8 protein-coding genes are annotated in these 8,235 nt (G+C 29.6%); 7 read left to right on the forward strand and 1 reads right to left on the reverse strand.

The genetic code is table 11. The features are described 5' to 3' along the window. Window positions 1-405: 405 nt before the first annotated feature. The 5 genes from BN899_RS16290 to pyrE all read left to right on the forward strand — a co-directional run bounded on the left by BN899_RS16290 (window position 406) and on the right by pyrE (window position 4,896). Window positions 406-1,563, forward strand: coding sequence for a C40 family peptidase (locus tag BN899_RS16290; protein WP_042277654.1), 1,158 nt, complete (start codon window positions 406-408; stop codon window positions 1,561-1,563). A gap of 160 nt (window positions 1,564-1,723) precedes the next feature. Beyond that, window positions 1,724-2,683, forward strand: coding sequence for an aspartate carbamoyltransferase (pyrB, locus tag BN899_RS16295; protein WP_042277656.1), 960 nt, complete (start codon window positions 1,724-1,726; stop codon window positions 2,681-2,683). Further along, on the forward strand, window positions 2,676-3,368 hold the full coding sequence (locus BN899_RS16300; RefSeq protein WP_042277659.1) for a dihydroorotate dehydrogenase electron transfer subunit: 693 nt from the start codon (window positions 2,676-2,678) through the stop codon (window positions 3,366-3,368). The genes pyrB and BN899_RS16300 overlap by 8 nt, the downstream gene beginning before the upstream one ends. Next, entirely contained in the window at window positions 3,361-4,263 is a 903-nt protein-coding gene (locus tag BN899_RS16305) for a dihydroorotate dehydrogenase (RefSeq protein ID WP_042277661.1), read from the forward strand. Before BN899_RS16300 ends, BN899_RS16305 begins: the two co-directional genes overlap by 8 nt. A gap of 48 nt (window positions 4,264-4,311) precedes the next feature. Continuing rightward, window positions 4,312-4,896, forward strand: coding sequence for an orotate phosphoribosyltransferase (gene pyrE, locus BN899_RS16310; RefSeq protein ID WP_042277663.1), 585 nt, complete (start codon window positions 4,312-4,314; stop codon window positions 4,894-4,896). A 45-nt stretch (window positions 4,897-4,941) separates the two neighbouring features. Here pyrE and BN899_RS16315 read toward each other — a convergent pair whose 3' ends face one another. Beyond that, complete coding sequence (locus tag BN899_RS16315; protein WP_042277665.1) at window positions 4,942-5,838, reverse strand: LysR family transcriptional regulator; 897 nt, start codon at window positions 5,836-5,838, stop codon at window positions 4,942-4,944. Between the two features lie 160 nt (window positions 5,839-5,998). Here BN899_RS16315 and BN899_RS16320 point away from each other — a divergent pair, with 160 nt between their 5' ends. Both BN899_RS16320 and BN899_RS16325 read left to right on the forward strand, forming a co-directional pair. Continuing rightward, window positions 5,999-7,024 (forward strand): YeiH family protein, encoded by a 1,026-nt coding sequence (locus BN899_RS16320; RefSeq protein WP_042277667.1) that lies wholly within the window; start codon window positions 5,999-6,001, stop codon window positions 7,022-7,024. Window positions 7,025-7,171: 147 nt separating this feature from the next. Continuing rightward, window positions 7,172-8,197 carry a YeiH family protein gene (locus BN899_RS16325; protein ID WP_042277669.1) on the forward strand — a complete coding sequence of 342 codons (1,026 nt, stop codon included), beginning with the start codon at window positions 7,172-7,174 and terminating at the stop codon, window positions 8,195-8,197. Window positions 8,198-8,235 lie beyond the last annotated feature (38 nt).

Consider the following 8,235-nt stretch of genomic DNA (forward strand, 5'->3'; position numbering starts at 1 on the left):
AAATAATTACTTCTTTTTTTTATGTTGAAATATAAATAATTAAATAATGATTTTAGACATTAAAAAAGCACATAAACTTAAAATTTTATGTGACAAATATTGACATAACTACAAAAATATTTACTTTTAGGGATATTTAGGATATAATTTAATAATAGAAATGTATATTTAGGTGATACATTGGATAAAATAATTAATTCGTTAATTAAATAAAGATTTTTATACAAGATATAAATTTACACAGATTACTTATTAACATAAGAATACTACATAACATATTAAAATAAATTACAAAAAAGTTACAAAATATCTTGTGTATTAGTATTTTATCCTAGATAAGACTTCACCTATAAAAATAACACGTAAGATATACACTTATGGTGAATTTTTGGAGGGAAAAATATCATGAAGAGAAAAATATTAGTACCAATGTTTGCGTCAGTTATGGCGTTATCAATGAATACAATTGCAAATGCAGATGAAGTAGAAAATAACCACGTTGAAAATAAAGAAGACAACACAACTAATGTAATAGACTTACCTAATTACGAAGATGTTACATATAAGGTAGCTACAGTTAAAGATGGAGTTGCTGTTAAAATAAGAGAACAAGGATCTGTTCAAAATGTAGCTTACACTGGAGACGAATTCAAGGTTGTAGGAGTTCAAGGTGACTGGGTTAAGGTTAAAGTTGGAGATGGAGAAGGTTGGATAGCAACTAGATTCGTAGATATAAAAGAAGCTCACGGTTACATTACATCAAATAAAGTAAATTTAAGAAAAGAAGCTAATACTGAATCTGAAATAGTGGAAGAGTTAGAAGTTGGAAGCACTATGAAAGTTTTAGAAGATAATGGTAGCTGGATAAAAGTAAAGAAAGGTGAAAATGAAGGATATATAAGATCTTTATATGTTTCTGAAGAAGCACCTGTTATAGAGACTGAAGAAGAAACTACTCAAGAAAATGTTCAAGCTTCAACTGATAATAATACAATTACAAACGAAAATCAAAACTCAAACAGCAATAGCCAAAACTCAAATAAAAACCAAAGTTCAGATAAGAACCAAAATTCAAACAAGAACCAAAGTTCAAACAATAACGGTGGACAAGCTCAAAAGCCGGTTCAAAAACCTGCTCAAAAACCATCACAAGATAATGGTTCTTATAATCCACCAGCATCTGATACTTCATTAGCTCAAGCTGTAGTTAATTTAGCTTATGCTAAAATAGGCTCTCCATATGTTTGGGGTGCAGAAGGTCCTAATAGCTTTGACTGCTCAGGTCTTACTTCATATGTTTACAAGCAAGCAGCTGGTATATCTTTACCAAGATCATCAAGCGCTCAAGCAGGATATGGAAAGACTGTAAGTAAATCAAACTTACAACCAGGAGACTTAGTATTCTTTACTACTAATGGTACAGGAAATGTAAGTCACGTTGGTATATACATAGGTGGAGGAAATATGATACACTCACCTAAACCAGGTCAAAGTGTACACGTTACAAGTATAAACTCTTCTTACTATACATCTAAGTTTGTTACAGCAAAGAGAGTTTTCTAATAAAAATATCACAAGTCGCTTATTTTATTAAGCGGCTTTTTTATATATAATTTTCTTAAATAGAATATATTGACATTAGAGAAAAAAGGTGTTAAGCTACTATCAGAATAAAAAATACTTTTAAATTCAGTCCAGAGAGGCTGAAAAAGGAGGATAAATAATGTTATTACAAGGAAGAAATCTAATCCAACCAGAGGACTTTTCAATACAAGAAATAGACGAAATATTATCATTAGCTCAAAATATAATTGACAATCCGTCAAAATACTCAAACATATGTGAAGGTAAGCTATTGGCTACATTATTCTATGAGCCATCAACAAGAACAAGATTAAGCTTTGAAGCTGCAATGAATAGATTAGGTGGTAGAATTATAGGTTTTTCAGAACCAAATTCATCATCTGTGTCAAAGGGAGAATCTTTAGCAGATACAATAAAGACTGTAGAATGTTACGCAGATGCAATAGTTATGAGACATCCAGTAGCAGGATCAGCAGCTGAAGCAGCAAAATATAGCGAAATACCTTTTATAAATGCAGGGGACGGAGGAAATCAACATCCAACTCAAACACTTACAGATCTACTTACTATAAAATCTCTTAAAGGAAGTTTAGAAAACCATACAATAGGATTATGTGGAGACTTAAAGAATGGAAGAACAGTTCACTCTTTAGTTAAAGCTATGGCTAGATACAAAAATGTAAAATTCGTATTTATATCTCCAGATGAATTAAAAATGCCTGATTATATAAAAGAGGCTATAAAAGGTCATGCATACTATGAAACTAATAACTTAGATGATGTTATAGGAAGCTTAGATGTATTATACATGACAAGAGTTCAAAGAGAGAGATTTGAAAATCAAGATGAATATGAAAAACTAAAAGATTGTTATATATTAAATAAATCAAAAATGAAAAATGCTAGAGAAGATATGCTAGTTATGCATCCATTACCAAGAGTAAACGAAATAGATGTAGATGTAGATTCTGATAAAAGAGCAGTATATTTCAAACAAGCTAAATACGGAATGTTTGTTAGAATGGCTTTAATAATGAAGCTTTTAGGGTTAAGCGTTGAAAGACATATGATAATAGAAAGGGAATGTGTTAATGTATAAAGTTCTTGAAAATAAATATATAGGCGAAGACATGTATTTGATGAAAGTAGCAGGGGAATTTGAAGGCAAAATGGGGCAGTTCTATATGTTAAGAGCATGGGATATGTATCCGCTGCTATCAAGACCAATAAGCATACATGATATAGATGAAAATAGTATAACTTTCTTATACAAAGTATTCGGTGAAGGTACTAAAATATTAAGTAAATTAAAGGAAGATGAAACTATAAAGTTAGAAGGACCTTATGGTAATGGATATGAAAAGGTAGAAGGTAAGGTTGCCTTAGTAGGTGGAGGAATCGGAGTAGCGCCGCTTTACTTAGTAGCTAAAAACATAGAAAACTGTGATGCTTACCTTGGATTTAGAAGTGAAGCAATATTAGAAGAAGAGTATAAATCAGTTTGTAATGAAGTTCATATAGCTACAGGAAATACCTTCGTAACAGACATACTAGATGTTGAAAAGTATGATTATATATTAACTTGTGGACCAACACCTATGATGGAAAAATTAGTTAAGATGGTAGAAGGTACTAACACAAAAATAATGGTATCTTTAGAAAATCATATGGCATGTGGGGTTGGTGCTTGTCTAGTATGTACTTGTAAAACTAAGTTCGGAAATAAGAAAACATGTAAAGATGGCCCTGTATTCTGGGGAGAGGACGTGATATTTAATGGCTAATCTAGGAGTAAGATTCGGAAATGTAGAATTTAAAAATCCATTAATAATGGCATCGGGAACATTCGGATTTGGAAAAGAATACAATGAAATTTATGATATACAAAAATTAGGTGGAATAAGTAGCAAAGGGCTTACTTTAAATAAGAGAGACGGAAATAACGGTATGAGAGTTTGGGAAACTCCATCTGGAATGATGAACAGTGTAGGACTTGAAAATCCTGGGGTTCAAGGATTTATAGACAACGAATTACAATTCTTCAAAGAGCTAGATACAGTAAGAATAGCTAACGTTGGAGGTGGAACTTTAGAAGATTACGTAGAAGGAGTAAAACTTTTAAATGACCAACCAATAGATATGATTGAATTAAACATATCTTGCCCGAATGTCAAAGCTGGAGGAATGGCTTTTGGTATAAAAAATGAAGTTGCAAGAGAAGTAGTAAGAGCAGTGAGAAAAGTTACAACTCTTCCTCTTGTAGTAAAGTTATCGCCAAATGCTGAAGATATAGTTGGTATGGCTAAAGTATGTGAAGAAGAAGGTGCTGATGGAATATCTCTAGTAAACACTTTTAAAGCAATGGCTATAGATATAAATAAAAGAAAGCCAGTATTTGAAAATGTATATGCAGGATTATCAGGACCAGCAATAAAACCTATAGCTCTTAGAATGGTTCATGAAGTTTGTAAAAATGTAAGCATACCAGTAATGGGAATGGGCGGAATAATGACAGCTGAAGATGCCATAGAATTTATAATGGCAGGAGCTACATGTATACAATTAGGAACGGCTAATTTTATAAATCCTAAGATAGGGATTGAGATAATTGAAGGAATAGAAGCTTTTATGAAAAAAGAAGGAATAGAAAGCTTAGATGAAATAAGAGGAATATTATAATTTATTAGTGATTAAAAACAGAAGGATAAAATTTGGGAGGACATAATTATGAGTAAAGTAGATGTAGTTGATATATTAAAGAAAAGTGATGCGTTATTAGAAGGACACTTCTTATTATCTTCAGGAAAACACAGTAACAGATATATACAATGTGCTAAGGTATTAAGATTTCCACAATATGCTGAAGCAGTACTAAGTACAGTAGTAGAGCAAATAAAAGATTTAGATATAGATTTAGTAGTTGGACCTGCAATGGGCGGAGTAATAGTTTCTTATGAATTAGGAAGACAATTAAACAAAGAAACAGTATTCACTGAAAGAAAAGATGGCGTAATGGAACTTAGAAGAGGGTTTGAAGTTAAGCCAGGAGCTAAAATAATAATAGCTGAAGATGTTGTTACAACAGGAAAATCAACAATAGAAACAAAGAAAGCTTTAGAAGCTTTAGGTGGAGAAGTTATAGGTGTTGCTTGTATAGCAAACAGAACTAATGATGATATAGGTATGCCTATATATAGTGCTATAAAGCTTGATATACAAGTTCATGATGCTGATGAATGTCCTTTATGTAAGGAAGGAAATCTTGAATTAGTTAAGCCGGGAAGTAGAGAATTTAAAGAATTAGGAATGTAATTATATATAAAAGAGACCTTAGAATATTCTAAGGTCTTTTTTGCACTATTGCTTATCTAGTTTTGAAGTATACAGTTTAAATTCTTCTAAAAATACTTCTGTAGCCTTAGATATAGTAATATTTTTAGGTAAAATGTAAGAGAAATTATGAGTGTAAGAATCATCTAATTCAATTATAGAAAGTTCTTTATTTTTTACTGCAGGGGCTGCTACAAACCTAGACATAATGGTAATTCCTAACCCATTTCTAACAGCCTCTTTAACAGCATAATTACTTCCTAAAACCATAACACTTTTAGGTACAATCTCATTAGTTCCTAAAAACATATTAAAGAATTCCCTGCATCCAGAGCCATCCTCACGCACTATCCATTTTTTATCCTGTAATTTATCTAAAGAAAAATTATCTTTAACTAAATCTGTATTATATGGGAATGCTAATACCATTTTATCCCTTAATAAATATTCTTGTGAGAAATTAGAGTAAGAAGATATACCTTCTATAAGTCCAATATCAAGTGTTAAATCTTTTAAACTAGAACAAATAGTTGATGTATTTTCAATAAAAATTTCGATATCTATATCTGGGTATTTTTTACAAAATGTAGTTAAAAACTTAGGTAAGATATATTCACCAGTAGTTAAACTAGCACCAATTTTTAGATGACCTTTTATAGAATCAGAAGTATTTAGAACCTCCATAGAAGTAGTATCCAATAGATTAACTATTTCCTTAGCCCTTTTATATAAGGTGTATCCGCTTTCTGTTATAAATATAGATTTTTGTTTAACTGATCTATTTATTAATGTAACTCCGAAAGTATTTTCTAAATTTTTTATATGAGTACTAACGCTGGGTTGGGATAAATTAAGGTGTTCTCCAGCTTTAGTAAAGTTTTTATATTCAACTACAGCAATGAATGTTTTTAATTCTTCAAACAATGATGTTACCTCCTAATTACTAACTATTTAATAAGTATATTATACACCTAATCATAAAAAAAATTAATAATAATTATTTTTTTTATAAATTTTACTTATGATTAATATAATTATATACTAATTGTAAAGAATATATTGAGTCAGAAAGGAGTTATACATCATGTTAAATTATAAAGACATTTTTAAAAGTATTAAAGAGATACTACCAGGATTTATAGTATCTTTAATTATAGGTATAGTAAGTATATTAATTTCAAAATTTGTACCAAAGTTAGGAGCAGCAACAATTTCAATATTTTTAGGTATGTTTGTAGGTAATATATTTTTAGATCAAAAAATATTTCAAAAAGGATATAAGTTCTCAGAAACAGATTTGTTATCATACTCAATAGTCTTATTAGGAGGAACTCTTAGTGTATCAACTTTAATGGAATTAGGATTTAATGGAATATTATTTGTTGTTTTACAAATGTCAGTAACTATAGTTGGTGCATTATATATAGGTAAAAAATTAGGTTTTAGTCAAAATTTTAGATTTCTTATGGCAAGTGGAAATGCAGTATGTGGATCATCTGCAATAGCTGCAACTGCTCCAGTTATTGATGCAGATGACAAGGATAAAGGAATAGCAATAACAATAGTAAATGTGACGGGAATATTTTTAATGTTCTTGCTTCCAATTTTAACTCAAAAACTATACAATCATGAAACAGTACAAACGTCTGCTATGATAGGTGGAACGCTACAATCAGTAGGGCAAGTAGTAGCAAGTGGTGCTATGGTTAATGAAGGTGTAAAAGATTTATCTACAATATTTAAAATAGTTAGAGTTATAATGTTAGTTGGCGTAGTATTCTTATTTGGTCATTTAAAACATAAAACTAATCATGATATATTAGAAGAAGAAATACAAGATACTAAAAAGGGAAAAATAAAAGTACCTTGGTATGTAATAGGATTCTTCATAACTTGTGCTTTATTTTCTACTAATATAATATCTCCACAACTATCAGAAATCTGTAAATCATTAAGTAATAAATTTGAAATAATAGCATTAGCAGCAATAGGATTAAGAGTAAATATAAAAGATTTAATAAAACAAGGTAAATCAGTATCTTTATATGGACTATTTGTTGGAACGCTACAAGTAATAACAGCTATAACTTTAATCGGAATATTATTATAAGAATATCTATATAGATATTCTTTTTTTATAAAGTTTATTATAAATTAAATTTATTGATTATAGATTTATAATTATTTTTACTTATGATAAAAATAAATGTATACTATAAAAGGAAATTATTACATAAAAGAAAGGGTAATATTACTTATGACAAAAGAAAGTAAAATAATGAACAAGGTAAAAGAAATACTACCAGGGTTTATAGTATCCTTATTAATAGCGTTAGTAAGTATGCTGTTTTCAAACATAATACCTAAAATAGGTGCAGCAACTATATCTATATTCTTAGGGATTATAGTAGGAAATTTATTTTTAGGACAAAAAGTATTTCAAAGTGGATATAAATTTTCTGAAAGTAATTTATTATCATACTCAATAGTTTTACTTGGGGGAACTTTAAGTGTATCTAAGTTAATGGAGCTTGGATTAAATGGAATATTATTTGTTATAATACAAATGACTATAACAATAGTTGGAGCGTTATACATAGGTAAAAAATTAGGATTTGATCAAAACTTTAGGTTTCTTATGGCAAGTGGAAATGCAGTATGTGGTTCATCTGCAATAGCTGCAACTGCTCCTGTAATTGATGCAGATGATAAAGATAAAGGAATATCTATAACTGTAGTAAATGTAACGGGAATATTCTTAATGTTTTTATTACCACTTTTATCAGGATACTTGTATAATCATGAAACTATACAAACATCAGCTATGATAGGTGGAACTCTACAATCAGTAGGACAAGTTGTAGCAAGTGGTGCTATGGTAAATGAAGGTGTAAAAGATTTAGCAACGATATTTAAAATAGTAAGGGTTATAATGCTAGTTGCAGTAGTATTTATATTCGGTCATTTAAAAAATAAGAGTGATACTGAGAGAGTTGCAGAAGAAATAGTTGATACAGAAAAAGGAAAGATAAAAATACCTTGGTATGTAATAGGATTTTTTATAACATGTGCTTTATTCTCTTTAAATATTATAACTCCAGAAGTTTCAGCTATATTTAAAAAGATAAGTCATAATTTTGAAATAATAGCATTAGCTGCAATAGGGCTTAAGGTAAATATAAAAGACTTAATAAAGCAAGGTAGGGCAGTATCACTGTATGGTTTATTTGTAGGGACACTTCAAGTGATGTCAGTAATGATTTTAATAAATATATTCTTATAAAAAAAGTTTTAGGAGTGTAGTAAACTACATTCCTAAAA

Source organism: Faecalimicrobium dakarense, assembly GCF_000499525.1.
Lineage (GTDB): Bacteria > Bacillota > Clostridia > Peptostreptococcales > Peptostreptococcaceae > Faecalimicrobium > Faecalimicrobium dakarense.